The sequence below is a fragment of the Sulfurimonas denitrificans DSM 1251 genome (assembly GCF_000012965.1).
Lineage (GTDB): Bacteria > Campylobacterota > Campylobacteria > Campylobacterales > Sulfurimonadaceae > Sulfurimonas > Sulfurimonas denitrificans.
Genome location: NC_007575.1, coordinates 1,583,765 through 1,607,540, shown reverse-complemented (window position 1 = coordinate 1,607,540; position 23,776 = coordinate 1,583,765). Strand labels below are relative to the sequence as shown.

Here is a 23,776-nt window from a genome sequence, read left to right as displayed (position 1 = left end):
TGCAGAAAATATAAGAAAGAGAATAGTTTATGCAAAAAATAGAGCCAATGACACTGTTTGGATATAACAAACTCCAAGCTGAAGTAAAAAATATAAAAGAGGTTAAGAGACCTCGTGTTGTTAAAGATATAGAAGAGGCACTTGAACACGGTGACTTAAAAGAAAATGCTGAGTATCACGCAGCAAAAGAGCAGCAAAAGATTTTAGATAACCGTTTAGCTGAACTAGCAGAACTAATTGGTTCTTCAAAGATAGTAGATCCAACTGAGCTTGAACATACTAAAGTCAGCTTTGGTTCAACTGTTGTTGTTTGTGATGTAATCAGCGAGATAGAATATACATATACAATAGTAGGTGGATGTGAATCAAACCCAGATATAGGGCTTATTTCGTTTAACTCTCCTTTAGCAAAACAGCTTCTTGGACGAGAAGAGGGCGATGATGTAAAAGTTCAACTTCCAAATGGTCAAAAAGAGTTTGAAATAATTGAAGTTACTTATAAGGAGATAGTCTTTGAGTGCCATTGATGTAGGCGTTATCGGAGCTAGTGGATATACTGGACTTGAACTTATTAAAATTCTTCTCAAGCATCCAAAGTTTAACCTCTCTTATGTTGCAAATACAGAAGGAGGAGCAACTCTAAGCGAATTGCACCCATCACTAAAGGGTGCTTTTGAGTGCAATGTTGTAAAAGTAGATATTGATGAATTAGCAAAAAAGTGCGAACTTGTCTTTTTGGCAGTTCCTCATCAAGCGGCTATGGCGTATGTTAAACCATTAATAGAAAAAGGGTTAAAAGTAGTTGATTTATCGGCTGATTATAGACTCTCTAAAGATATTTATGAAGAGTTTTACTGTCCTCATACAGATGTAGAGAATCTCTTACATGCAGTATATGGGCTTCCTGAACTATTTGCTCAAAAGATTAAAAAGGCGAAACTTGTAGCAAATCCTGGATGTTTTCCAACTTCTGCTATTTTGGGTCTGTTGCCATTTATGGATAAGCGTGTAGCGCATACGCCAATTATTGTTGACTCAAAAACTGGAGTAAGTGGAGCTGGTAAAAAGTTAAGTGATGTAACACATTTCGTAAATGTAAATGAGAATCTATTTGCTTATAATCCACTCCTTCACAGACATGCACCAGAGATTGCTCAAAAGCTTGGAGTTGATTTTGATGAGGTGCATTTTGTTCCTCATTTAGTGCCTGTTACTCGTGGGATGTTGAGTTCTATCTATATTCAAGTTGAGGGTGATTTTGATGCATTTTCAATTTTGAGTGAGTTTTACAAAGATGCAAAACATGTAAGAGTTAGTAAAAATCCAGTAGATATGAAGAGCGTAGCAGGAACTAACTTTTGTGATATTTATGTCAAGCAGAAGAACAACATACTATTTATCTCAAGTGCGATAGACAATCTGATGAGAGGCGCATCTTCTGCTGCTGTTGTAAATGCAAACTTGATGATGGGGTTTGATGAAGAGCTTGGAATTCCAAATATAGCGTATGTGCCTTAAGTAGATGCAAAAAGAGCCAGAGATATTAGAGGGCGCATTTGTAGTTGCAGATGCTCATTTTTCTTATGAGCGTCCACTCTTTTTAGATTTTTTAAAAGAGATTAACTCTCAAACATTGCGCCCAACTCAATTAATACTTATGGGCGATATTTTTGATTCACTTTTTGGTGAAATTCCCTCTACACATGTATTTAATCAAGAAGCAATAGCGTTGATAAATAAGATATCAAATGAGATAGAAGTTCTCTACTTTGAGGGAAATCATGATTTTAATCTCTCTGAGGTTTTTCCAAATGTAAAAATTTTTCCAATCTCATCTCAACCACTTACATGTAACTATAAAGATAAGAGAGTTCTTCTTTGTCATGGGGATATAGAGGGTGCGATTGGTTATAAAATTTATACAAAAATTATTAGAAATCACTATGTACTCATAATACTTAGAGTGATTGACACACTTTTAAATAATGGTATTTTAAAGCGTTTGGATAAATATTTAAGTCAAAAAAATGATTGTAAAGAATTTATTGGTTTAGAGAGTTTTATGTTGCGAAGATTAGAGGGTAAATATAGGTGTGACTATTTTGTTGAGGGGCATTTTCATCAAAATAAAATGATAAAAATGAGAGATTTTATATATATTAATCTTGGTGCTTTTGCTTGCAATCAAAGATACTTTATAGTAAAATCAACGCAACATATAGAGTTATTTGAAGAGAAAATTTTCTCAAAAGGGATTTAGCATATGAATATAGACAACTCATTGAAAGTTGGCTCAAATGAGATGGAGCTTGTTGATTTTCGCATCTTTAAACAAGAAGAAGATAGAGTTTATGAGGGAATTTATGGGATAAACGTCTCTAAAGTTCGTGAAATAATAAAGTTGCCAAAACTAACAGAGCTTCCAGGAACACCAGAGTTTATAGAGGGTATATTTGATTTAAGGAGTATTGTTATTCCAGTTGTAAATCTCGCAAAATGGATGAAGATAAAACAGCCCCAAGCGATGGAAAAAAATTCAAGAGTTATTATTACTGAGTTTAATAATGTGCTTATAGGTTTTATAGTTCATGAAGCAAAAAGAATTAGACGTATTAGTTGGTCAGATATAGAGCCCGCATCTTTTATGAGCAATAGTGCATCAATTGAGGGAAGCAAAATAACTGGAGTTACGAAGATAGAAGGCGATAACGTTCTTCTTATATTGGACCTAGAGAGCGTCGTTCAAGACCTTGGTCTTTATGAGCCAGATACTCAGTTTAACAATACTGAAATCGAGAGTTTTTCAGGTTTAGCACTTGTTTTAGATGATAGCTCAACGGCTAGAAAAATAGTCAAAGAGGCACTTGTAAATATGGGCTTTGATGTACTAGAGGCGATAGATGGTGAAGAGGGACTTGAGAAGTTAGATGAACTTTATGAGCTCTATGGAGATAAAATATCAAAAAACTTAAAGATAATAGTTTCAGACGTTGAAATGCCCAGAATGGATGGCTTTCACTTTGCGGCAAATGTTAAAGAAGATGCGCGTTTTAGCACTATTCCAATCGTCTTTAACTCTTCAATTAGTGATCATTTTAGTGAAGATAGAGGTGTTGAGGCTGGCGGTGAAGCTTACCTAGTTAAGTTTAAAGCAAGTTCATTTTATAATGAAGTAGCACGTATTGTTCGTGCTCATATGAAGTAGGGAGTATAGATATGGATGAATTTCAAGAGATATTACAAGATTTTTTAGTTGAATCTTTCGAGCTTATAGAGCAGCTAGATCAGGATTTAGTTGAGTTAGAAACAAGACCAGATGATTTAGAACTCTTAAATAGAATATTTCGTGTAGCACATACCGTAAAAGGCGCTTCATCATTTTTAAATTTTGATGTTTTAACTCATTTAACTCACCATATGGAAGATGTATTAAACAGAGCTAGACATGGGGAACTTGTCATTCTTCCAGCTATTATGGATGTTATCTTAGAGTCTATTGATTTGATGAAAGCTCTCTTGCATACTATTCGTGATACAAGTGCAGATAGCGGAATTGATGTCTCTGGCTGTGTTTCAAGACTTGACAAATGTGCTAAAGGAGAGACAAATATAGAAGTTCCACAGACAACTATATCTACACCTAAGGCGACGCAAAGTGAGCCAAAAGAGGTTAAAAAAGAAGTTGTAGTTGAGACGCAAGAGAGTGATGAACTTGATTATGATAATATGGATGCAGATGAGTTGGAAGCGGAGATTGAGAGGCTTCTGAAGCAGAGACAAGAAGAAGACAAGATAAAAAGAGAACAAAAAGCTACTAATGAAGATGGTGCAACATCAGAGACAAATGGCACTGAAGATGAATATGTGCCTGTAGCAAAAGCTCCAGCAGTAGTTACTCCAGCAAGAAGACCTTCTTCTCTTGGTGATGATTCTGATTCAAATGATGATGCAAGAGCTGCCTCTCCAGCGAAAAAACAATCTAATGTTGAACAGACTATTCGTGTTGATGTTAAGAGGCTTGACCATCTGATGAACCTTATTGGAGAGCTTGTTCTTGCTAAGAATAGACTTATTAAAATAAACGATGATGTTGAAGAACGTTATGAGGGTGAGAGCTTTTTAGAAGAGCTAAACCAAGTTGTTTCTATTGTTTCTATTGTTACGACTGACTTACAAATCGCAGTTATGAAAACAAGAATGCTTCCAATTGGCAAAGTATTTAACAAATTCCCTAGAATGATTAGAGATTTAAGTAGAGAACTTAACAAAAAAATAGAGCTTGAGATATCTGGTGAAGATACAGAACTTGATAAATCTATTGTAGAAGAGATAGGCGACCCTTTAGTTCACATTATCAGAAATTCGTGTGATCATGGTGTTGAAATGCCTAAAATCCGTCTTGAACAAGGCAAAAGTGAAACAGGTACTATTAAGTTAAAAGCTTATAATGAAGGCAACCAAATCGTTATTCAGATTGATGATGATGGAAAAGGTCTTGATGTTGACATGTTAAAGAGAAAATCTTTAGAAAGAGGGCTTATAACAGAAAAAGAAGCTGATAATATGAGCGATAAAGAGGCATTTGCCCTTATCTTTAAGCCAGGCTTCTCAACAGCGACTGTTGTCACAAACGTCTCAGGGCGTGGTGTTGGCATGGACGTTGTAAAAACAAATATAGAAAAAGTAAACGGAATCATAGATATAGATAGCGAACTTGGTATTGGAACTTCTATGAAGTTAAAGATACCACTTACTCTAGCTATTATTCAAGCACTTTTAGTTGGTGTTCAAGAGGAACACTATGCTATTCCTCTTGCTTCAGTTTTAGAGACTGTAAGAATATCAAAAGATGAAGTTTATACGGTTGAGGGACGCTCTGTTATGAGACTTCGTGAAGATGTTCTTTCTCTTGTTCACATTGGCGATATTTTTGAAGTTGAGCGTATTTTAGACTCAAGTGAATATGCTTATGTTGTTGTTCTTGGTTTAGGAGCAAGTAAGCTAGGATTAATAGTCGATACTCTTGTTGGGCAAGAGGAGATAGTTATTAAATCTTTAGGAGAGTTCTTAAAAGGAATAGAAGGCATTGCAGGAGCTACAATACGTGGAGACGGCGGTGTGACACTTATAGTTGATGTTGTAGCGATTATGGATATGGCAAAACATGTAAAAGCTAGTGCAATTATTGATAGTACTTCTGATGCAGCAATGTTAACACTCGAAAAAACAAAAGCTAGTGATTATAAAATAATGATAGTAGATGACTCAAAAACTGATAGAACTATTATGAGAAAAGCACTTGAGCCACTTGGAGTAACATTGGTTGAAGCTGGTGATGGACAAGAAGCTCTTGCTATCTTAAAGCAGGGTGATCATAATTTTGATGCGATGCTTGTTGATATTGAGATGCCGAGAATGGATGGATATTCACTAGCAATAGAGATTAAAAAATATAACCGTTACAAAAATCTGCCTCTAATTGCGGTAACATCTCGTACTGGCAAATCTGATAGAATGCGCGGTGTTGAGTCTGGAATGGTTGAGTACATTACTAAGCCATACTCTGCGGATTACTTAATGAGTGTAGTTCAAAGAAACATTAATTTTAGATCGGAGTTTTTAAAATGAGCGATAAATTAAAACAGATTATCAAAAAACAAAATCAAAAAGATACCAATCAGGAACACGTAGATAATGTTGTTCAGCTAGTTGGTTTCGTAATTGGAGACGAAGAGTACGCTGTTCCAATTTTATCTATTCAAGAAATTATCAAGCCATTTCCATGGACTAGAGTGCCACAAGTGCCGAAGTATGTTGTTGGTGTGTTTAATATGCGCGGTGCTGTTATTCCTCTTATTGATTTACGCCTCAAATTTGGACTTAGTCCTAAAAAACATAACGAAGAGACAAGATTTATCGTTATGAGAGATGGGGATGATGTTGCTGGATTTGTAATTGATAGACTTACAATGGCGATAAGAATTAAAAAGTCAAATATTGGACCAGCACCAGATACAGCAAGCGGTGATAATACTGTAATTGATGGTGTTGGTAAACAAGAAGATAGAATCATAACTATCTTAAAGGTTAAAAAACTTCTACAAAGAGATTTTTAAACTCTCTGCATGAACTACTCCTCTTTTAAAACTATTTATAGTGATAATAAGCTCTCTTTAAAATTTAAAGGGGAGCTTACTCTTTACAATCTTATGAAATATAAAAAAGAGATAGATAAGATAGCTTTTTCAAAAGAAAATGCTGTAGTTATCGATCTTCTTGAACTATCGTTTTTGGATAGCGCAGGCTCTATTTTTTTAAATAACTTACAAAAAGAGCTTGAGCTCAAAGAGTTAAAAGTAGATATTACATGTCACAATAGAGATGTTCTTGACATGTTGGAATTAATTAGAGTTCAAAAAATAACACTCAAGAAAATAGCAAAAAAAAAGAAGAGAAACAGAGTTGAGAAAATAGGTGAAAAAAGCTATAAAGCCTATCTAGGAATACTCTCTTTTATGGCATTTATGGGCGAACTATTTAGTCATAAACTCCGCTATCTTATCTCTTTTAAAAATATTCGCCACAAAGAGATAGCTTTTGAGATGAATGAGTGTGCCATAAAAGCATTAGGAATCATCTCTCTTACTAGTTTCTTGATTGGTGTGGTTGTGGCTTACCAATCTGCGTATCAATTAAAACTTTATGGTGCAAATATATTTATAGTTGACATGTTAGGACTCTCAATACTCAGAGAACTCTCTCCGTTGATAACTGCTATAGTAATAGCTGGGCGAAGTGGTTCTGCTTTTACGGCACAAATTGGTGCGATGAAGATAACTCAAGAGCTTGATGCAATGCAGACAATGGGATTTGATCCATATAGATTTTTGGTTGTTCCAAAAATAATAGCCCTTATGATAACGATGCCACTTCTTATATTTGTCTCAGATATCATGGCGATAATTGGTGGAATGATTGTTGCAAATCTTGATTTAAATATAACCGTTGATATGTTTTTGGATAGATTTAATGAGGTTATAAATATAAAGCATTTTATAGTAGGTATAAGCAAAGGACCTTTCTTTGCATTTTTAATTGCAACTATTGCAATCTATCAAGGTTTGCTTGTTAAAGATGATACGCAAAGCATAGGGTTAAACACAACAAAGAGTGTAGTTGAGTCAATCTTCGCGGTAATTATATGTGATGCTATTTTCTCAATAGCTTTTACAAACTTGGGGATATAATGAATAGCATAATTAAACTACGAAATGTAAGAACTGCATTTGGCGAAAAAGTAGTTCATGAGAGTGTAAATCTTAGTGTGCCAGAGGGAAGTATATATGGCATATTGGGTCCAAGTGGATGCGGTAAAACAACTATACTTAGAGAGATGGTAATGCTTCAAGAGTTTCATGGAGGAGAGATTGAAGTTCTTGGACATAATTTAAAAAAAATCAGGTACAAAGATGCAATGGAGCTTAGACGCAGTTGGGGTGTTTTGTTCCAATATGGAGCACTTTTTTCATCTCTAAATCTGCGTGATAACATAGCCCTTCCACTTGTAGAGTATAGCGATCTCTCAGAAGCTATGATTGATGAAATTGTCTCTTTTAAGATAAATATAGTCGGATTAAAAGCTGAGGATGCGTACCTTTTCCCATCACAAATAAGTGGTGGTATGAAAAAAAAAGCAGGTCTTGCACGTGCGCTTGCCATGGACCCCAAACTTCTTTTTTTAGATGAACCAACAAGTGGACTTGATCCAATATCAGCTAGAGAGTTTGACTCTTTGATAGTTAAATTAAGGGATTTGTTAGGGCTTAGTATTGTAATGGTGTCGCACGATTTACGCTCAATCTATGATACACTTGATTATGTTGCCATAATCGATAATAAAAAAGTGGTCTATGAGGGTAATTTAGATAATATATTTAGCGTTAAAAATGACTTTATTGAGACTTTTTTTAATGGTATTAAGAGGTAGGGGCTGTGAATAATAGAGCAAATTATAGTTTAATTGGTTTTTTAATGATTGTGGGGATATTTTTAATGCTTGGATTTGGGTATTGGCTACTTAAACCATCCCAAGATATTGAAATGAAGACATACGCAATATATTTTGAAGAGTCTGTTTTGGGTTTAAATCTTGATGCTCCTGTAAAATTTAGAGGGATAAGTGTTGGTAAAGTAACAAGTCTTAGCATAAATCCAAATAACTCTGAAGAGGTAGTAGTTTTAGTCAGTGTACTAAAATCAACACCAATAAAATCCTCAACAATGGCGCAGCTTACATCACAAGGGATAACAGGGTTAAGTTATATAAACCTAAGTTATGGGGATGATAGCGCACCACTTTTAAAAAAAGAGGATGCAGAAGCGTACCCTGTTATAAAAACTATTCCATCTCTTTTGATAAAACTTGAAAATACGCTTGGCGATATTACTCTAAATTTATCAGATACGCTTCAACGTCTTAGTGGCGCATTAAGAGATGAAAATCAAAAAGAGATAACTCTTCTTTTGAGAAATAGCAATATTTTTATCTCAAAATTAAACAAAACCTTAGATGATGAGACAATTGAGAACTTTCAAGAAACTATGAAAAATCTAAATAGTGCTTCTGAAAAACTCGATGAAATGCTTCCACGAATTGCAAAATTTATAGATAGCAGCATAGTTTGGGAAGACAAAATATCGAGTTCATTTGGTTCAATTTCAAATAGTTATTTAGGAATTAAAGAGTCTATGGACGCATTTAAAAGTGCAGTGAAGAGTGGAGATTTTAATATTAAAGAGATTACAAATGATATTTTACCAACTTTAAACAATACACTCATAGAGATGCAAAACCTTATAATTAAAATGGAAGAGACTCTAAGAGACCATGATAGAAGTCCAGCTGATGTACTCTTTATGCAAGAACAGATTAAAAAAGGACCAGGGGAGAAGTAATATGAAGATTTTTTTTGCACTAATAACGATTTTTTTATTTGTCGGATGCACAACTATAAAACCACATGTAAGTGAGTTTAGAGTTATCACTAAAGATACTCAGATAAAGAGCAGCGCCAGCGGTTGTAGAGATAAATCGTTAAAAATCTCTCAAGCATTTAGCACTCCCTCTTTGCTCTCTTTGGATATGGACTATACAGAATCAGATAACAAGATATTTTCATATTCACAGTCACAGTGGCAAGAGTCGCCAAATAGCTCTATAACCTCAGAACTATTTAAAAGCATAAGAGACTCTGACATATTTAAGAGTGTTCACTCTTTTAAATCAAGAGTTAAGAGCGAATATATTTTAGAGATAGATATTGAGGAGTTTATGCAGTTTTATACAAAAAATATGAGTAGCTCACATGTAAATATAGTAGTTAACCTATCTTTAGTTGATGCAAAAACAAACAACACTCTCTCTACAAATAAATTTACTTCAAAAGTTGATGCCAAAACAGCAGATGCCTCAGGTGGAGCAGAAGCTCTAAGTATAGCTCTTGATGAGATAATTTCAAAAAATATAGAGTGGCTTGAGGGGGCTTGCAAGTGATAAAAGAGAGTGAATATAAAAAAAGAAGAGACACTCTAGCAAAGAGTTTTTTAAACGACTCTATCGCAGTTATCTTCAGTGCAAAAGAGGCTGTTCGTTCTCATGATACACATCATCCATATAGACAAGATAGTAACTTCTACTACCTGTGTGGCTTTAAAGAGGATAATTCTGCGCTTATGTTTATTAAAACAAAAAAGGGAGTAAAAACAGCTCTTTTTGTCCAAAAAAAAGATAAGTCCTTAGAGTTATGGAATGGAAAAAGGTTAGGTGTTAAAGAGGCAAAAAAAATATTTTTGGTAGATGAAGTGTATGAGATAGATGAGTTTAAAAAGATTTTTAAAGCCTCAATAAAAGGTAAAAAAAATATCTATTTTGAGATAAATTCAAAAAAAAGTGATATAAAAAAGATTTTAAAACATACAAAACTTTTTGAAAAAAAACTAGACATAATTCCACATGTACAAAAAATGAGGCTTATAAAATCTGCCTCTGAGATAGAGCTAATACGTGAATCAATCGCAATTACAGCAAAAGCGCATCATAGAGTCATGCACATGAACAAAGAGGGTAAGAGCGAGTATCATCTTCAATCTGAAATAGAGCATGAGTTTAAGAGTAATGCAGCTTATAGCGATGCATATACCTCGATAGTTGCATGTGGAAACAGCGCAAATACTCTTCACTATATACAAAATGACAAACCTCTTGTTAGTGGCGAGCTTATTTTGATTGATGCTGGGTGTGAGCATAACTACTATGCAAGTGATATCACAAGAACCATTCCAGTAGATGCGAAGTTTAGTGAGCCTCAAAGTGAGCTCTATAACTTGGTTTTGGATACTCAATTAAAAGTTATTAGCATGATAAAACCACATGTAATGAGAAGCAAACTTCAAGAGAGTGCAGAGAGGCTCTTATGCGAGGGCTTGATAAAGCTTAAAATTTTAAAAGGCAGTCTAAAAAAAGCTATAAAAGAGAAAAAGCATAAGAAGTATTACCCACATGGAATAGGGCACTGGATGGGCATAGATGTACATGACCCAGCGCCATATAGAGATAAAAACAATAAAGAGATAGCTCTAAGAGAGGGAATGGTTTTAACAATTGAGCCAGGACTATATATTGATAAAGATGATAAAGGTGTTCCAAAGAGATACAGAGGGATTGGTATCAGGATAGAAGATGATATCTTAGTAACAGAGAGTGGATATGAAAATCTATCTTCTAATATCGCTAAGAGCATAGATGAGATAGAAGCTATTTGCAATACCAATAAAGCACATTGAGTGGTTCTAATCCGAACATGACTTTATTTACTCTGTTTTAAACAGATTAGTTGTAGCTGTAGCTCCACCCAGTTAAACTCTTCTCTTTAGTCTCACTAAAGTTCTCAGAATCTGCTAAAAAATCCATCACAAACATAGTTTTATGCGGGATTGAGTTTACATCTTCATGCTTAATTAAAAGAAGTGGCATATGGGTTTCATGCACACCAGTTGAAAAACCAACGGGCATAAGTTGACTCATGATTTCTTGAGGATTTTTTATACCGTTTTCAATTAAAAATTTTCCAAAAATCGCCTCTTGAATCTCTTGTGAAAAGTTCTGTGTAGTGTTTAAAAATATAGTAAAGTGAATTGGAGTTTGGATGAAACGCTCAGGAGATGGAGCAGCCATGATGATATATTCAACATTCTCTAAATGTTTATCAATGGCATCAACATCAAGATACTCTAATGATTTTATAGCTTTTGCTTCCAAATTAATTAAGCCTTATCTTTGATGAGACTCTCGCCTGTCTCTTCTTCAATCTCTCTTTGAAGTTGTGACATCTCAAATCTTATGGTATCCATAACAAATGGTGGCACATTCATATCTTTGCTCCATTTTACTTCAATATTTCCACCATAAAGAGCTCCTAGCTCTTCTATTTTTTTTGAGTACTCTTGCAAATCTGCACATATTTCAGTTGTATCTTCAAGAGTATCTCTTAGTTCAATATACCAATCTGCCCTGCTGTCTTGCGCCATTTTTATAGTTGATTCAAATATTGCAGACAAAATTTACCTCTGTGTCTCATCAAATTTTTTAGTAAAAGTAGCTAAATCATCTTTTTTCTTTAAATCACCGTTATACATAATCTTGTTAATATCCATACTATCATCATTTAACATTTTAGGCACAGCATTCCCACCTTTAATAACTTCCATGTGGGCATCTAGTTCGTCTTCACTATAAGCCATCTGCATATCAGCTGTTACTACATGTGGAATCGCTTCAATGATTCTAAGCTTCTCAAGCTCTTCAGACACTCCCTCACCCTCAATCGTAATAATGATTCTGCCCAATCCATCATGCATATGATAATCACATGCTTCACAATCTTTTAGACTTTGAACTACTTCATCTATATATTTTGGAGCGGTTTTTACTACTATACTTGATATATTCATCTTTTTTCCTTTTTAATTAAACTATAAATCTTATTCGTAAACTACTCTTCTTGATTTTTCGCCATTTTCTTTGCGTATTTTATCATATAGTTTTTGATGTTGAAGTTTTTCACCATAACTTATTGGAGCTCTTAGTGATTTGTACTCAACTAGTTCTCCATCTTTATAAACTCCAGAAACTATGGCTTTTACCCAGTAAAATCCTCTATCTTTACGAAGATTTTTTACTACTCCTACCCACTGTTTTTCATCTTTGAGCGTCTGCCACAAATCTTTATAAATACTATGTGGCATATCAGGATGCCTTACAACATTGTGAGATTTTGTAAGAAGTTCTTCAAGTGTGTAACCACTTATTTCACAAAAAAGTTCATTAGCGTAGGTAATATTGCCCTTTAAATCAGTTCTAGAGATAATAACTTCATCACTTGGAACCTTGGTTTCTATTAAAAACTCACTCTCATTATACTCCATGGCATCTCTCCTTTATTGATTATTTTATACTATATTGATTAATGACTTTATCATCACTTGCAACTAAAAAATCATTTTCATTGATAAATAGTATCTTGGAGAGAGTCATTTTACTCCCTGTAAATTTCCCAAGATTTGCTTTTGTTATGGTATTTAAAAGAGTAACATTATTGTTTTCATCAGAAGCATATCCGACAATCTTTCCACTTGGCGAGAGACCCACGCTATAAATTAAGAATTTTGATTCCGTATAGTATGCTGAATCAAATTTTGGAACATAAACAACCATTCGTCTATCTTGCCCAGCAGTTGCTATAACACCTTTTTTATAATCCACTTGAAAAACATTATCTAGATTTTGATCAGCTAAAAGTTTTAAAAACTTTCCATCTTTTGTACCATGTATTTTTAAATTTCCACTCTCATCTGCAACTACAACTTCACTCTTTTCTTCATTTAAAACAAAATCTGAAAATTTTGCACCTGAAACTTGCACAGACCAATTTTGTGAGTTTTTTGCTATATTATAAGAGATTAACTCATTACTTAGAAGTCCTAAGAGTATGGTGTTAGCATCTAAAAATTTAGCTTTTGCAACAGTGAGTGATTTTGAGTAATCAAATAAAGGTTTTGTAACACCGTTTTGATGAATATGAACTCTTCTAAAACCTTTTTTATCTTGTGAAAGTATAAGTACTTTGTCCTCTATAACATCAACTGAATAGACTTTTGAATCTATTGTGTCACCCATAAAATCTAAAATCTGCGCAACTTCTATTTTGTTGAGTAGTTTTTTTGTTTCAAAATCAAATATATCTACAGCACTTGCAGCTGTTGCGCAGTAAAGCTTACCATCTTTATATACTAAATCTACAACAGAACCGCTTGCGCTAAAGTGCGCTAGAGGCTCTTTCATAGCAGCTGAGAAAAGTGAAGAGAGTAGAAGCGTTAAAATTAGAAATAGTCTCATTAGAGCACCTTTATATCAATCGCATCAGTAGGGCATCTGCTTATACAAAACCCACATGATGTACATTTATTGTTTATCTCTGGCATAAACATAGCCTTAAAATCTATGGCATTGTCTAAACAGGGATCTTTACATGAAAAACACATGGTATGACTCCAACTTAAACATTTGTCTCTGTTTATGGTAATTATAGCGTTTAAGTATTTTTTATCTTCTAATTTTAAAACGCCAAACTCACAAACATCAGTACACTTGTCGCAGTAGGTACAACCATTATAAGAAAATAGTATATACGGAGTTTTGTCATCTGCTATTTTAATTATATCTTCTTCACAAACAGTGGCGCATACTCCATCACATCTGTTACACTCATTATGAAAAAGAGATTCATCACCAAAATAAGGCGGTCTTAACTGCTTCTCTTGCTTTTTTTCACCCTTTAGTGAAGAAGCAAGAGAGCTAAATAGCTCTCTTCTTTGCATTAATGAGCTGAACCTTCTAGGCTGCCAGCTTTAGAATTTTTATTTGCTAAGTCACCCTCTGTTACAAAACTTGGACCACCAATAACTGTATCTAATGATTTAGTATATTTACTCTCATCCCAACTTGATTTATTTGCACCATCTTTTGAAGTATATACTGGTTCAAAAGTGTTCTCTACAAGTAAATTTCCTTGAGATTGTGGAGCATGACACTGATTACAGTTAAATCTAGCATTTTGTAAATCACTTTTTTTAACAATTTGTGTCTCATTCTTATACGTATCAGTTGCAATAACTACCTCATTATTTACAAGTTTAGCTCTTGGTCTAAAATCTGTAAAGTGTGAAACAGGAATTGGAGTAGCACCCATTGCTCCAGCGATTTCAGGCATGTGACATGTTACACATCTATTATCTTCCGATTTTATTGGAAGCATTCCAACTGTATCGTGAGGAATCATAGGTGGAGCATCTTGAAATGCTCTTTTTATCTTCGTACTTGTAGTAGCTTGAGCTGATCTATACTCAGTTTTAGAAGCAACCGTAGCATCTTCGGTATATAAGTCAGTTTTTCTTAAGCCCAAAGACTCTTCAGTTACAGTTTTATCCACAGCTTTTTGTGGAGTAGATTTAGCGCTCTCACTTACACAACCAACCATTAGTAGTGCAGCAGTAACTAAACCAATCGTTATTTTACCCATTGCTTTCATTTTACTCTCCCGATTTATTATTTTTTACTAGTTTTCTGATTGAAAAATTAAGAGCATCATCATCACAAACTTCTATACATCTAGCACAGTTTGTACACTCTCCTGAAAGAACAGGAATAGTCTCTTTGCCTATCATGTAAAGAACTTGCCCCTCTGGACAAACAACTTTACATTTCATACAAAGCGTGCAGTTTTCTTGTGTGTGATGTACTCTAATCAAACTAAATTTACCAACAAGTGAATAAAATCCACCAAGCGGACATATATGCCCACACCAACCATTTTTTAAAACTAAAAGGTCAAAAAGAAAAATAATGAGCACTGCTGCCCATCCAAAACCAATACCAAATATAATGCCTCTGTGAAGCATAGATATTGGTGATATAAACTCAAATGCTGCTACACCCATAGCAAATGATATAATTAAACTAAGAGCTAAAACCCAATAGCGCATATTACGCGTTGCGGGCTGTTTTTTTGCAAAACTATCAACACCAATTTGTCTTCTTAAAAGTGCGGCTGCGTCGGTTACTAAGTTAATTGGGCAAACCCAACTACAAAAAGCACGACCTCCAACTATAAGATAGAAAATAGTTATAATAAGAGCTCCTATTACCAAGTCAGTAGCTATAATAGCACCTGCTGCAATCATCTGTAGCACAGCGTATGGATCGCTTAGAGGAACTGTTTTAAGCAGCGACGATGAGCTAAGATTCCCCATTAGAAGAGTCCAACCCCAAGCATTTGCACCAAAATATAAAAACAGTAGAGATATTTGAGTTGTTCTTCTAAAAAATAGATAACGGTATTTATTCCAAAGCATACTCATTTGTATAAACCTCCCGTATCATTTAAAGAGTCAATCGCACTCTCTTTGCTTATTTCTGTTTTTGTTTTTATCTCAGTAGCATCTTCTAAACGTTTCTCATCGTTTTTATCCCAGCCTTTGATGTAATAGTTTCCAGCTTTACCCATTGCAACCTCTTTTGGAAGTACAAAAATAGAAGCTTTCTCAGTTACACAAGCTTTTTCACAAAGTCCACAGCCAGTACATGCATCAGCATGAACAACAGGTGTTAAGTATGCATGTTTTCCAGTTCTTTCGTTTTTGTTGTATTCAACACTTATAGCATGACCCAAAATTGGACATGCTCTATAACATGCATCACACTGAATTCCCCAAAAAGCAATACATGTCTCTCTGTCAATTACTGCAAGTCCCATCTCTGATATATTTATGTCTAGTTTGCCATTAGTTGTAACACTAGCTTCATCAAGTGCACCTGTAGGACATACAGGAACACAAGGAATATCTGGGCACATATAACAAGGAACATCTCTAGGAATAAAATATGGAGTCCCTAGAGGTTTATGATCACCTGGTTTTGCAAGCAATAGAGTATTATAAGGACAAGCTTCAACACAAAGCCCACACTTTATACATGTTTTTAAAAAATCTTCCTCTTTTATGGCACCAGGTGGACGAAGCAAGAGCTGTGATGCTGTTACTTCATCAACATACGCACTCCATACAAATCCACCTAAAGCAGCAATACCAGCTCCTCTAGCCATTCTAAGAATAAATTTTCTTCTATCACTTTGCATTTTGTTATTCATCTTCTTTAGATGGCTTTTAGTCAAAATAGCCATCTCTCCTTTAATTTATTGGTTACGCTTTATAGATTTTTACAGCACATTTTTTAAAGTCTGTCTGTTTTGACATTGGACATGTTGCATCAAGACAAACTTTGTTGATAAATACTTTTTCATCAAACCATGGAACAAAGACCAATCCTCTTGGAGGTCTGTTTCTACCACGAGTCTCTACCCTAGCTTTAACTTTACCACGGCGAGATTCAATCCAGCATAGAGCACCTTGTTTAAGGTCTTTAGCTTCAGCATCTTTTGGATTCATATAACATAGAGCTTCTGGAACTGCACGATATAGTTCAGGTACACGCATAGTCATTGTTCCTGAGTGCCAGTGTTCTAGTACACGACCTGTACATAACCAAACATCGTAGTTGTCATCTGGCATTTCTGGTGGATCCATGTATGGACGAGCAAAGATTTTAGCTTTGTTAGCTAATGATTTTTGTTCAGTATTTTTATCCATACCTTTTAAATCTCCGCTCTTTAGAGCTTTTGCAATAGTTCCGTAGAATGCATGTGAGTTACCACTCTCTTTTGTAGCTTTTGCAGCATAAGGATCGTACTTAGCGTTAAATCTCCACTGAGTCTCTTTACCATCAACAACTGGCCACTTAAGACCACGAACTTTATGGTACATGTCAAATGGTGCAAGGTCATGCCCGTGTCCACGTGTAAATGCAGCATACTCTTCAAAAAGATATTTTTGAATAAAGAAGCCATAACCTTCAAATACTTTTCCATCACTTCCAACAACTTTTCTGCTGTCTCCGTAACCTTCTGTATTATCATAACCTTTTTGAATTGGATCATTTTGATCAAGTTTGTAAGATTTTGCAATATCATTAGCAAAAAGAATTTCAAACATAGTTGTATTTTCGTTATACCCCATAGCTTTAGCTTTTTCTATAACGCTAGGAAGAGCTTCTTTTCTAGAGCCAGATGGTGCCCATTCGCCCCATACTTCTTTTACTGTAAATCTTTTTGAAAGCTCAATCCACTGCCATGTATCACTCATCGCATCACCAACTGGAAGAACTTGTTGTCTCCAATGTTGTGTACGACGCTCAGCATTTCCATAAGCTCCCCACTTCTCATAAATCATAGCAGAAGGCAAGATAAGGTCTGAAACTTTTGCAGAGATACCTGGGTATCCATCAGAAGTAACAATAAAGTTGTCCATCTCACGAGCTGCTTTAATCCAGTGACTAGCACTTGCAGTGTCATGGTAAGGATTACAAACATTTACCCATGCAAATTTGATTAGACCATCTTCAATATCGCGGTGGATTCTCATGATATCTTGAGTTCCAACAGGATTTATTGTTCCCTCAGGAACCATCCACTTGTTCTCAGCGATTTTTCTGTGCGCAGGATTTGCAACCATCATATCAGCTGGAAGTCTGTGTGTAAATGTACCAACTTCACGAGCAGTACCACAAGCTGATGGTTGTCCTGTTAAAGAGAACGCTCCAGAACCTGGAACAGCTTGTTTGTTTAGCATAAAGTGAACATTATATGAAAGTGTATTTACCCAAGTACCACGTGTATGTTGATTCATACCCATTGTCCAGAAAGATACAACTTTTCTATTTTTTTCAATATAAAGATTTGCTAATGCTTGAAGTTTGTTTTGGAAAAGCTCCATATTTTCATCAGGGTCACCCTTTACAATTGCTGCAGTATATTCTAGTGTATATGGCTCAAGAGATTTTTTATAATCTTCAAATGAGATTTCCCAGTGTCCTAAAGTTCCAGCAGTATGCTCCATTGTGTCACCAGCTTTATAACCATATGGTTCTAGCGCAGGACCCTCTTTTTTAGAAACAGTAGTTTTCATCTCTTTAGAGATAATCTCCATCTCAAGCGGAGTATATTTACCATCTGTTAGAGATTTTTCACCAGCTCTTCTCATACCATAACCAATATTTACTGGTCCAGCTGTAAAGATAGTATGTTTTTTTATGAAATCCCAGTCAATAATTCCCTCAGCCGCATCTCTATAAACTATCTCTCTAGCGATATAGTTCCAAAGTGCAAGGTCAGTATTTGGAGAGAATATAATCTCAATATCTGCAATATCTGAAGTTCTGTGTGTATAAGTTTGGATAGATACGACCTTTACACGATCTGGGTCTGATAATTTTCTATCAGTTACACGAGACCATAAAATCGGGTGCATCTCAGCCATGTTTGAACCCCAAGATACAATAGTATCTGTTAATTCAATATCGTCGTAACAGCCAGAAGGTTCATCAACACCAAATGTTTGATAAAAACCAACAACCGCAGATGCCATACAGTGACGAGCATTTGGATCAAATGCGTTTGAGCGGAATCCACCCTTCATCATCTTTTGAGCTGCATAGCCCTCCATAATTGTATATTGCCCTGAAGCAAAAATACCAACTGATTCTGGACCGCCATGCTTGAGTGCTTTTTTGATATTGATTTCCATCTCATCAAAAGCTCTCTTCCAAGATACTGGAGCAAATTTACCCTGCTTATCAAATTTTCCATTCGCATCAACCCTAAGTAATGGCTGAGTTAATCTATCTGCACCATACATAATCTTAGCATTAAAGTAACCCTTAATACAGTTAAGACCACGATTTACTGGAGCCGCTGGATCCCCCTTAACAGCAACAATTTTACCGTTTTTTGTTGCCATCATAATTCCACAACCTGTACCGCAGAAACGACAAGCTGCCTTGTCCCATCTCCAGTCGCCCTCAGCCGTAGCCGCTGCTGCCTCTAGCTCTGCTGGTACACTCATACCAATCGCTGCTGCTGCAGATGCTGCCGCTGAACTTTTAAGAAATTCTCTTCTCGAAAGTGACATATTTTCTCCTCTTAAATGATTTTAGAAACACGAATTTTGTAAGTTAATAAACCTTACTTTTTTGTTAAGGTGCCCATTAACATAATAAATAGTAGCATTTTAGGATGATAAAATCTTTGACTTTAGTCATAGAAGTAGTTTTTTTAATTAAGATTTGTTTAATATTTATAATAGTGTAAATATAAGTAACAGTAAGAATGAAGATAAGAGATAGAAATGACTTTTTTTAAGATTACTTTAATTCTTGGCAACTTTTGATAAGCTTATCGAGCTCTGCTTTAAGGTTTGTCAATTTTTTTGTTGAACTAATTAGCACTTCAGTAGATTCTATAACCATATCCTCGCTATTATTTAGATGTGTTGAAGCGGATGAATTACCCTTGATTTCTGCTAAAATAGTATCAAATTCATCTGTGAGCTCTTCTAGTTTTGATGAAGCTTTTTGAGATTGAAGAAGTGCTTCATTAGAGTACTCAACTGCTGAGTTTATCTTGCTTATGAAACAGTTTATGGTGTCACTTACCTCTTTAATCTCAACTTCGCTCTCCGCTTCTAGTTTTATAGGTGAGAGACTAGATATATCTTCATTTCCAACTAACATTTTAGAGTACTGCATAAATGAATCTACATGTGATTCGATAGATTTTAGTTGAGCAAGAGAGTATAAAAATAGTACAAAGAGAATAAACGCCGATGTGTATTGAAAGTTTTTAATAAAATTGGTTTTCTCTTCACTATGATTTGTATATAGCGTAACTAATTTATCAACATTTTTTAGAAGCACACTATTCTCTTTATAAATAGATGCAACGATACTATTTATACTGTTCTCATCCTTGATTTGCGCATTTTTTAAAAGTTTAAAACTCTGTACATTTTTATAAAACTGACCCCATAATTTATCAACTTCTGAAATTTGTATAGAGATTTCATATGTATGAAAAGGAGAGATTTGCTTGTCAAAATTCCCAAATTTTAAAGTATTTAATCCATCTACAAACTCATTACAAGCATCATCTAGTTCACTAAAATCATGTGAAGATTGATAATGAATATAAAAGATATTTTTTGAAATTTTTTGTGTTAACATCCTCTGTTTTCCAGCAATATTTATTACAAGAGCATCTTTGATATTTTGATGGTTTAGATATATGGTTGTTCCGATAACAGAAGCAATTAGAAATATAAGAAGCGCACCGATGAACTTTATTTTTGTACTAATTTTATTTGATTTTATCATTTACATATTACCTTTATATGCGCTCTTTAACATCTCTTTATTTAGGATTATAACATTTGAATTTTCAATGTCAATGATAGAGTTTCTTTTAAGCTTGTTTAAAACTCTTGATAGAGTCTCAGGTTGAATATGAAGCATAAAAGAGATTTCATGTCGTTTTAGAGAGTTAAACATTTTTAAGTCATTACAGAGAGTAAATGCCACTTTAGCGGTGGCATCAAAAACAAGTTCTCTGTTTACAACGCAGTGAAGCTGATGAGTTTTTGTCAAAATTTCATTTATAAACTCATTATTTAGTATGTTTTTTGATAAAAACTCTTTTTTGAACTCTGAAAAATCGACCTCTAAAATAATACTTTCCTCTACAGGTTCGGCATTTGAAAAGCAGTAAATCATATCGCTGCTAAGTGTTGTAAGTTCTGAGATTAGAGAATCTTTATAGATATAGTAAAGAAAGATCTCATTTCCAAATTTATCAATCTTATATACTTTTATAAGACCTGAAACTAAAAAAAATATTTTATTGTTAGTATCATTTTCATAGTAAAGTATAGAGTTTTTTGCGTAGGTGGTTATTTTTGAAATAGAGTCGATGATTTTTAATTTTTCATCATCAAGAGAGTTAAAAAACGACAGCTCTTTGATGTAATTTAACTTTTCATTCATATTTATTTTGCTCTTGTTTCATAGATTTTGAATTTTAACATAAAAGAGTTTTATTTTAGACAAATAATAGCTAATTGGTATAGCGTTTGCTTTAGTTAAATGATGTTTATAGGGAGTTAAATGAATTTTATTGATACACTAAAATTAAGAAGTAAACTTTTTTCTATATTTATCATTCTCTCTATATCTTTGCTGCTCATTGGAATAATGGGTGCAATAAATATAAACTCAATGAAAAAAAAATTTGATGCACTCTATTTTGGCTCATTTGTGCCAGTAAATGAGCTAAATATAATCCTTCAAACATATCATGATAACCTAGGCACAGCATACAAAGCAAAAGAGATGAAAATACCTTTAGATGAAATTCGCTCAGAGATTAAACTCTCAGTAGAGAGAATTGAGAACGAATGGAAAAGTTATAAATCTCACTTTAAAAGAGACGAAGAGATTGCTTATGTAGAGTACGTCTCAGGTGAGATTAAAAATACAAATGACTTTTTCTTAAATATATATACGGCATTAGATAGTGCAGATGATATAAAAAATTTACCCTTTGATAAGATAGAAAAAAGAGTAACAGATGTACATAAAGTAATAAAAAAACTTATTAATTATGAGATAGATTTAGCAAAGTATGAGCGAAAAAACTTTTTACTCATTTATGACTCCTCTTTGTATAAAATAGGAACTTTTTTATTGATTATTATTTTTGGTGTTATGGTCATCTCATACTATGTGCTCAAAAGTATTCAAAGTGATCAAAATGCTCTTGAGATAGCTAGTAAAAAACTTAAAATCGCAAACAAAAGGCTTGAGAGCGCTTCATATACAGATTCATTAACATCTTTGCATAACAGAAGATATTTTAATATGGTTTATGAGAGAGAGATAAAAAGAGCAAAAAGAAACTATACCTATATTACTTTTATGATGCTTGATATTGACTATTTTAAACAATACAATGATACTTATGGACACGTAAAAGGAGATGTTGCACTAAAGAGTGTAGCTTCTGTTTTTAAAGAACTCTTAAAACGTCCTGGTGATTTTGTCTTTAGATTAGGTGGTGAGGAGTTTGGAATTTTACTTACAGACACTTCAGAGGTAAACACAATAACAACCGCCCAAAATATTTGCAACGCAGTCAAAGAGCTTAAGATAGAGCATGAAGCATCTAAAATAGATACATTTTTGACAATTTCAATAGGTGTAGCATGTTGTGTAGCCGATAGCGCTTTGGATGAAGAGGTTCTAATAAATAAAGCTGATGAGATGCTATATAGTGCAAAAGAGGGCGGGAGAAATAGATATAGCGTTACCACACATGTAAGTGTGGCAACACCACTCAAGTTAGAAGAGATTGCTTAAGAATTAAACTAACCCTTGCTCAATCATAGCATCTGCTACTTTTCTAAATCCTGCGATATTTGCACCTAAAACTAAGTTTGTAGGTTCGCCAAATTCAGCTGCTGTTGTACTTGCACTTACATAGATATTTTTCATAATTTGAGCTAATTTTGCATCAACTTCTTCAAATGTCCAGTTTACCATAGAAGCATTTTGTGCCATCTCAAGTTGGCTGGTTGCAACACCACCAGCATTTGCAGCTTTTCCTGGGCCATAGCAGATTTTTGATTCCACAAAAAGATCTACAGCATCGGGAGTTGAAGGCATATTAGCACCCTCACTGATACAGACACAACCATTTGCTAGAAGGTTTTTTGCATCAGCTAAATTTAGTTCATTTTGTGTCGCACTTGGAAATGCTGCAAAACAAGGTATAGCGTAAACACCATTTGTTCCCTCAGGATACCCTTCTATTGGTGTATATTTTGCAGTAGGAACATATTTTACATATTCGCTTAGTCTTACGCGTTTTACCTCTTTTAAATCTTTTAAAAGCTCTAAATCAATACCAGCTTCATCATAAATCATTCCGTTTGAGTCACTACATGTAACAGGAATTGCGCCTAGTTGGTAGAGTTTTTCAATAGTGTATATAGATACGTTTCCGCTTCCAGAAACTACACATCTCTTACCTTCTAAAGTTTCGCCTCTATCTTCTAACATGTATTTAGCAAAGTAAACAGCACCATAGCCAGTAGCTTCAGTTCTTACAAGTGAACCACCCCATTTAAGTGATTTTCCTGTTAGTACGCCCTCATATTTGTTAGCAAGCTTTTTGTACATACCAAACATATACCCGATTTCTCGCCCACCAACACCGATATCTCCAGCTGGAACGTCTGTATTTGCGCCGATATGTCTAAATAGTTCGCTCATAAATGCTTGACAAAATCTCATTATTTCATTGTCAGATTTGCCCTTTGGATTAAAGTCACTTCCACCTTTTCCACCGCCGATTTGAAGACCAGTTAAAGAATTTTTGAAAATTTGCTCAAACCCTAAAAACTTGATAACACCAGCATTTACGCTTGGGTGAAATCTCAAACCGCCTTTATATGGTCCAAGGGCTGAGTTGAACTCTATTCTAAACCCCTTGTTTACTTGAATAACCCCATTATCATCTAACCAGTTTACACGAAAAAGTATCTGTCTCTCTGGTTCAACAATTCTTTCTATAATTTTATGTTGTCTATATTTTGGATATTTAATCATTAAAGGTCTAAGAGACTCTAAAACCTCTTGAGCAGCTTGGTAAAATTCTGTTTGTGATGGACTTGTTCTTTTTAGGTATTCGAATACCTCATTAACGTATGGCATGATTTT

General features: G+C 34.5%; 25 protein-coding genes. 12 read left to right on the top strand and 13 right to left on the bottom strand.

The window, feature by feature from the left end; all coding sequences use genetic code 11:
- The first annotated feature begins 29 nt into the window (after nt 1-29).
- From greA to SUDEN_RS07950, 11 genes are read left to right on the top strand one after another with little or no spacing between them, the layout of a single operon-like run.
- Nucleotides 30-527 carry a transcription elongation factor GreA gene (gene greA, locus SUDEN_RS08000; RefSeq protein ID WP_011373163.1) on the top strand — a complete coding sequence of 166 codons (498 nt, stop codon included), beginning with the start codon at nt 30-32 and terminating at the stop codon, nt 525-527.
- Nucleotides 514-1,518, top strand: coding sequence for an N-acetyl-gamma-glutamyl-phosphate reductase (gene argC, locus SUDEN_RS07995; protein ID WP_011373162.1), 1,005 nt, complete (start codon nt 514-516; stop codon nt 1,516-1,518). Before greA ends, argC begins: the two co-directional genes overlap by 14 nt.
- A gap of 4 nt (nt 1,519-1,522) precedes the next feature.
- Nucleotides 1,523-2,260 (top strand): UDP-2,3-diacylglucosamine diphosphatase, encoded by a 738-nt coding sequence (locus tag SUDEN_RS07990; RefSeq protein WP_011373161.1) that lies wholly within the window; start codon nt 1,523-1,525, stop codon nt 2,258-2,260.
- 3 nt (nt 2,261-2,263) lie between these two features.
- A complete protein-coding gene (locus SUDEN_RS07985; protein ID WP_011373160.1) occupies nt 2,264-3,205 on the top strand; it encodes a chemotaxis protein in 942 nt (313 codons plus the stop codon).
- 11 nt (nt 3,206-3,216) lie between these two features.
- Nucleotides 3,217-5,628, top strand: a complete 2,412-nt coding sequence (locus SUDEN_RS07980) for a hybrid sensor histidine kinase/response regulator (protein ID WP_011373159.1) — start codon at nt 3,217-3,219, stop codon at nt 5,626-5,628.
- Entirely contained in the window at nt 5,625-6,116 is a 492-nt protein-coding gene (locus SUDEN_RS07975) for a chemotaxis protein CheW (RefSeq protein WP_011373158.1), read from the top strand. Before SUDEN_RS07980 ends, SUDEN_RS07975 begins: the two co-directional genes overlap by 4 nt.
- 9 nt (nt 6,117-6,125) lie before the next feature.
- Nucleotides 6,126-7,247, top strand: a complete 1,122-nt coding sequence (locus tag SUDEN_RS07970) for an MlaE family lipid ABC transporter permease subunit (protein WP_011373157.1) — start codon at nt 6,126-6,128, stop codon at nt 7,245-7,247.
- Entirely contained in the window at nt 7,247-7,987 is a 741-nt protein-coding gene (locus tag SUDEN_RS07965; protein ID WP_011373156.1) for an ABC transporter ATP-binding protein, read from the top strand. The genes SUDEN_RS07970 and SUDEN_RS07965 overlap by 1 nt, the downstream gene beginning before the upstream one ends.
- Nucleotides 7,988-7,992: 5 nt before the next feature.
- Complete coding sequence (locus SUDEN_RS07960; protein ID WP_238374801.1) at nt 7,993-8,955, top strand: MlaD family protein; 963 nt, start codon at nt 7,993-7,995, stop codon at nt 8,953-8,955.
- A gap of 1 nt (nt 8,956) precedes the next feature.
- Complete coding sequence (locus tag SUDEN_RS07955) at nt 8,957-9,553, top strand: ABC-type transport auxiliary lipoprotein family protein (RefSeq protein ID WP_011373154.1); 597 nt, start codon at nt 8,957-8,959, stop codon at nt 9,551-9,553.
- Nucleotides 9,550-10,842, top strand: a complete 1,293-nt coding sequence (locus tag SUDEN_RS07950) for an aminopeptidase P N-terminal domain-containing protein (RefSeq protein WP_011373153.1) — start codon at nt 9,550-9,552, stop codon at nt 10,840-10,842. The genes SUDEN_RS07955 and SUDEN_RS07950 overlap by 4 nt, the downstream gene beginning before the upstream one ends.
- 46 nt (nt 10,843-10,888) lie before the next feature.
- On the opposite strand, the gene SUDEN_RS07945 is transcribed toward SUDEN_RS07950, so the two are convergent.
- From SUDEN_RS07945 to SUDEN_RS07890, 12 genes are all read right to left on the bottom strand, one after another.
- Nucleotides 10,889-11,317 carry a hypothetical protein gene (locus tag SUDEN_RS07945; protein WP_011373152.1) on the bottom strand — a complete coding sequence of 143 codons (429 nt, stop codon included), beginning with the start codon at nt 11,315-11,317 and terminating at the stop codon, nt 10,889-10,891.
- Between the two features lie 5 nt (nt 11,318-11,322).
- The gene (locus SUDEN_RS07940) at nt 11,323-11,616 is read right to left on the bottom strand and encodes a hypothetical protein (RefSeq protein WP_011373151.1); all 294 of its coding nucleotides are present in this window, start codon (nt 11,614-11,616) and stop codon (nt 11,323-11,325) included.
- A 3-nt stretch (nt 11,617-11,619) separates the two neighbouring features.
- Nucleotides 11,620-12,009, bottom strand: a complete 390-nt coding sequence (locus SUDEN_RS07935) for a chaperone NapD (protein WP_011373150.1) — start codon at nt 12,007-12,009, stop codon at nt 11,620-11,622.
- Nucleotides 12,010-12,039: 30 nt separating this feature from the next.
- Nucleotides 12,040-12,483: a PAS domain-containing protein gene (locus SUDEN_RS07930; RefSeq protein WP_011373149.1), complete on the bottom strand. Its 444-nt coding sequence runs from the start codon at nt 12,481-12,483 to the stop codon at nt 12,040-12,042.
- 19 nt (nt 12,484-12,502) lie between these two features.
- Nucleotides 12,503-13,453, bottom strand: coding sequence for a hypothetical protein (locus tag SUDEN_RS07925; RefSeq protein ID WP_011373148.1), 951 nt, complete (start codon nt 13,451-13,453; stop codon nt 12,503-12,505).
- Nucleotides 13,453-13,935 (bottom strand): ferredoxin-type protein NapF, encoded by a 483-nt coding sequence (locus SUDEN_RS07920; protein WP_011373147.1) that lies wholly within the window; start codon nt 13,933-13,935, stop codon nt 13,453-13,455. Before SUDEN_RS07920 ends, SUDEN_RS07925 begins: the two co-directional genes overlap by 1 nt.
- Complete coding sequence (locus SUDEN_RS07915) at nt 13,935-14,636, bottom strand: nitrate reductase cytochrome c-type subunit (protein ID WP_238374800.1); 702 nt, start codon at nt 14,634-14,636, stop codon at nt 13,935-13,937. The genes SUDEN_RS07920 and SUDEN_RS07915 overlap by 1 nt, the downstream gene beginning before the upstream one ends.
- 10 nt (nt 14,637-14,646) lie before the next feature.
- On the bottom strand, nt 14,647-15,474 hold the full coding sequence (gene napH / locus SUDEN_RS07910; protein ID WP_011373145.1) for a quinol dehydrogenase ferredoxin subunit NapH: 828 nt from the start codon (nt 15,472-15,474) through the stop codon (nt 14,647-14,649).
- Complete coding sequence (napG, locus tag SUDEN_RS07905; protein ID WP_011373144.1) at nt 15,471-16,295, bottom strand: ferredoxin-type protein NapG; 825 nt, start codon at nt 16,293-16,295, stop codon at nt 15,471-15,473. Before napG ends, napH begins: the two co-directional genes overlap by 4 nt.
- 19 nt (nt 16,296-16,314) lie before the next feature.
- Nucleotides 16,315-19,137, bottom strand: coding sequence for a nitrate reductase catalytic subunit NapA (gene napA / locus SUDEN_RS07900; RefSeq protein WP_011373143.1), 2,823 nt, complete (start codon nt 19,135-19,137; stop codon nt 16,315-16,317).
- A 232-nt stretch (nt 19,138-19,369) separates the two neighbouring features.
- Nucleotides 19,370-20,377: a type IV pili methyl-accepting chemotaxis transducer N-terminal domain-containing protein gene (locus SUDEN_RS07895; protein WP_011373142.1), complete on the bottom strand. Its 1,008-nt coding sequence runs from the start codon at nt 20,375-20,377 to the stop codon at nt 19,370-19,372.
- The gene (locus SUDEN_RS07890; protein ID WP_011373141.1) at nt 20,378-21,043 is read right to left on the bottom strand and encodes a Crp/Fnr family transcriptional regulator; all 666 of its coding nucleotides are present in this window, start codon (nt 21,041-21,043) and stop codon (nt 20,378-20,380) included.
- Nucleotides 21,044-21,163: 120 nt separating this feature from the next.
- Between SUDEN_RS07890 and SUDEN_RS07885 the strand changes: the two genes are divergently transcribed.
- The gene (locus tag SUDEN_RS07885; RefSeq protein ID WP_011373140.1) at nt 21,164-22,414 is read left to right on the top strand and encodes a GGDEF domain-containing protein; all 1,251 of its coding nucleotides are present in this window, start codon (nt 21,164-21,166) and stop codon (nt 22,412-22,414) included.
- A 3-nt stretch (nt 22,415-22,417) separates the two neighbouring features.
- Here SUDEN_RS07885 and gdhA read toward each other — a convergent pair whose 3' ends face one another.
- Nucleotides 22,418-23,770, bottom strand: coding sequence for an NADP-specific glutamate dehydrogenase (gene gdhA, locus SUDEN_RS07880; RefSeq protein ID WP_011373139.1), 1,353 nt, complete (start codon nt 23,768-23,770; stop codon nt 22,418-22,420).
- Nucleotides 23,771-23,776 lie beyond the last annotated feature (6 nt).

Excerpts from the sequence above, each read along its gene's own strand:
- greA (WP_011373163.1), top strand. The coding sequence starts at position 30 with ATGCAAAAAATAGAGCCAATGACACTGTTTGGATATAACAAACTCCAA.
- SUDEN_RS07990 (WP_011373161.1), top strand. The coding sequence starts at position 1,523 with ATGCAAAAAGAGCCAGAGATATTAGAGGGCGCATTTGTAGTTGCAGAT.
- SUDEN_RS07985 (WP_011373160.1), top strand. The coding sequence starts at position 2,264 with ATGAATATAGACAACTCATTGAAAGTTGGCTCAAATGAGATGGAGCTT.
- SUDEN_RS07980 (WP_011373159.1), top strand. The coding sequence starts at position 3,217 with ATGGATGAATTTCAAGAGATATTACAAGATTTTTTAGTTGAATCTTTC.
- SUDEN_RS07975 (WP_011373158.1), top strand. The coding sequence starts at position 5,625 with ATGAGCGATAAATTAAAACAGATTATCAAAAAACAAAATCAAAAAGAT.
- SUDEN_RS07970 (WP_011373157.1), top strand. The coding sequence starts at position 6,126 with ATGAACTACTCCTCTTTTAAAACTATTTATAGTGATAATAAGCTCTCT.
- SUDEN_RS07965 (WP_011373156.1), top strand. The coding sequence starts at position 7,247 with ATGAATAGCATAATTAAACTACGAAATGTAAGAACTGCATTTGGCGAA.
- SUDEN_RS07955 (WP_011373154.1), top strand. The coding sequence starts at position 8,957 with ATGAAGATTTTTTTTGCACTAATAACGATTTTTTTATTTGTCGGATGC.
- SUDEN_RS07935 (WP_011373150.1), bottom strand. The coding sequence starts at position 12,009 with ATGAATATATCAAGTATAGTAGTAAAAACCGCTCCAAAATATATAGAT.
- SUDEN_RS07930 (WP_011373149.1), bottom strand. The coding sequence starts at position 12,483 with ATGGAGTATAATGAGAGTGAGTTTTTAATAGAAACCAAGGTTCCAAGT.
- SUDEN_RS07925 (WP_011373148.1), bottom strand. The coding sequence starts at position 13,453 with ATGAGACTATTTCTAATTTTAACGCTTCTACTCTCTTCACTTTTCTCA.
- SUDEN_RS07920 (WP_011373147.1), bottom strand. The coding sequence starts at position 13,935 with ATGCAAAGAAGAGAGCTATTTAGCTCTCTTGCTTCTTCACTAAAGGGT.
- SUDEN_RS07915 (WP_238374800.1), bottom strand. The coding sequence starts at position 14,636 with ATGGGTAAAATAACGATTGGTTTAGTTACTGCTGCACTACTAATGGTT.
- napH (WP_011373145.1), bottom strand. The coding sequence starts at position 15,474 with ATGAGTATGCTTTGGAATAAATACCGTTATCTATTTTTTAGAAGAACA.
- napG (WP_011373144.1), bottom strand. The coding sequence starts at position 16,295 with ATGGCTATTTTGACTAAAAGCCATCTAAAGAAGATGAATAACAAAATG.
- napA (WP_011373143.1), bottom strand. The coding sequence starts at position 19,137 with ATGTCACTTTCGAGAAGAGAATTTCTTAAAAGTTCAGCGGCAGCATCT.
- SUDEN_RS07895 (WP_011373142.1), bottom strand. The coding sequence starts at position 20,377 with ATGATAAAATCAAATAAAATTAGTACAAAAATAAAGTTCATCGGTGCG.
- SUDEN_RS07890 (WP_011373141.1), bottom strand. The coding sequence starts at position 21,043 with ATGAATGAAAAGTTAAATTACATCAAAGAGCTGTCGTTTTTTAACTCT.
- SUDEN_RS07885 (WP_011373140.1), top strand. The coding sequence starts at position 21,164 with ATGAATTTTATTGATACACTAAAATTAAGAAGTAAACTTTTTTCTATA.
- gdhA (WP_011373139.1), bottom strand. The coding sequence starts at position 23,770 with ATGCCATACGTTAATGAGGTATTCGAATACCTAAAAAGAACAAGTCCA.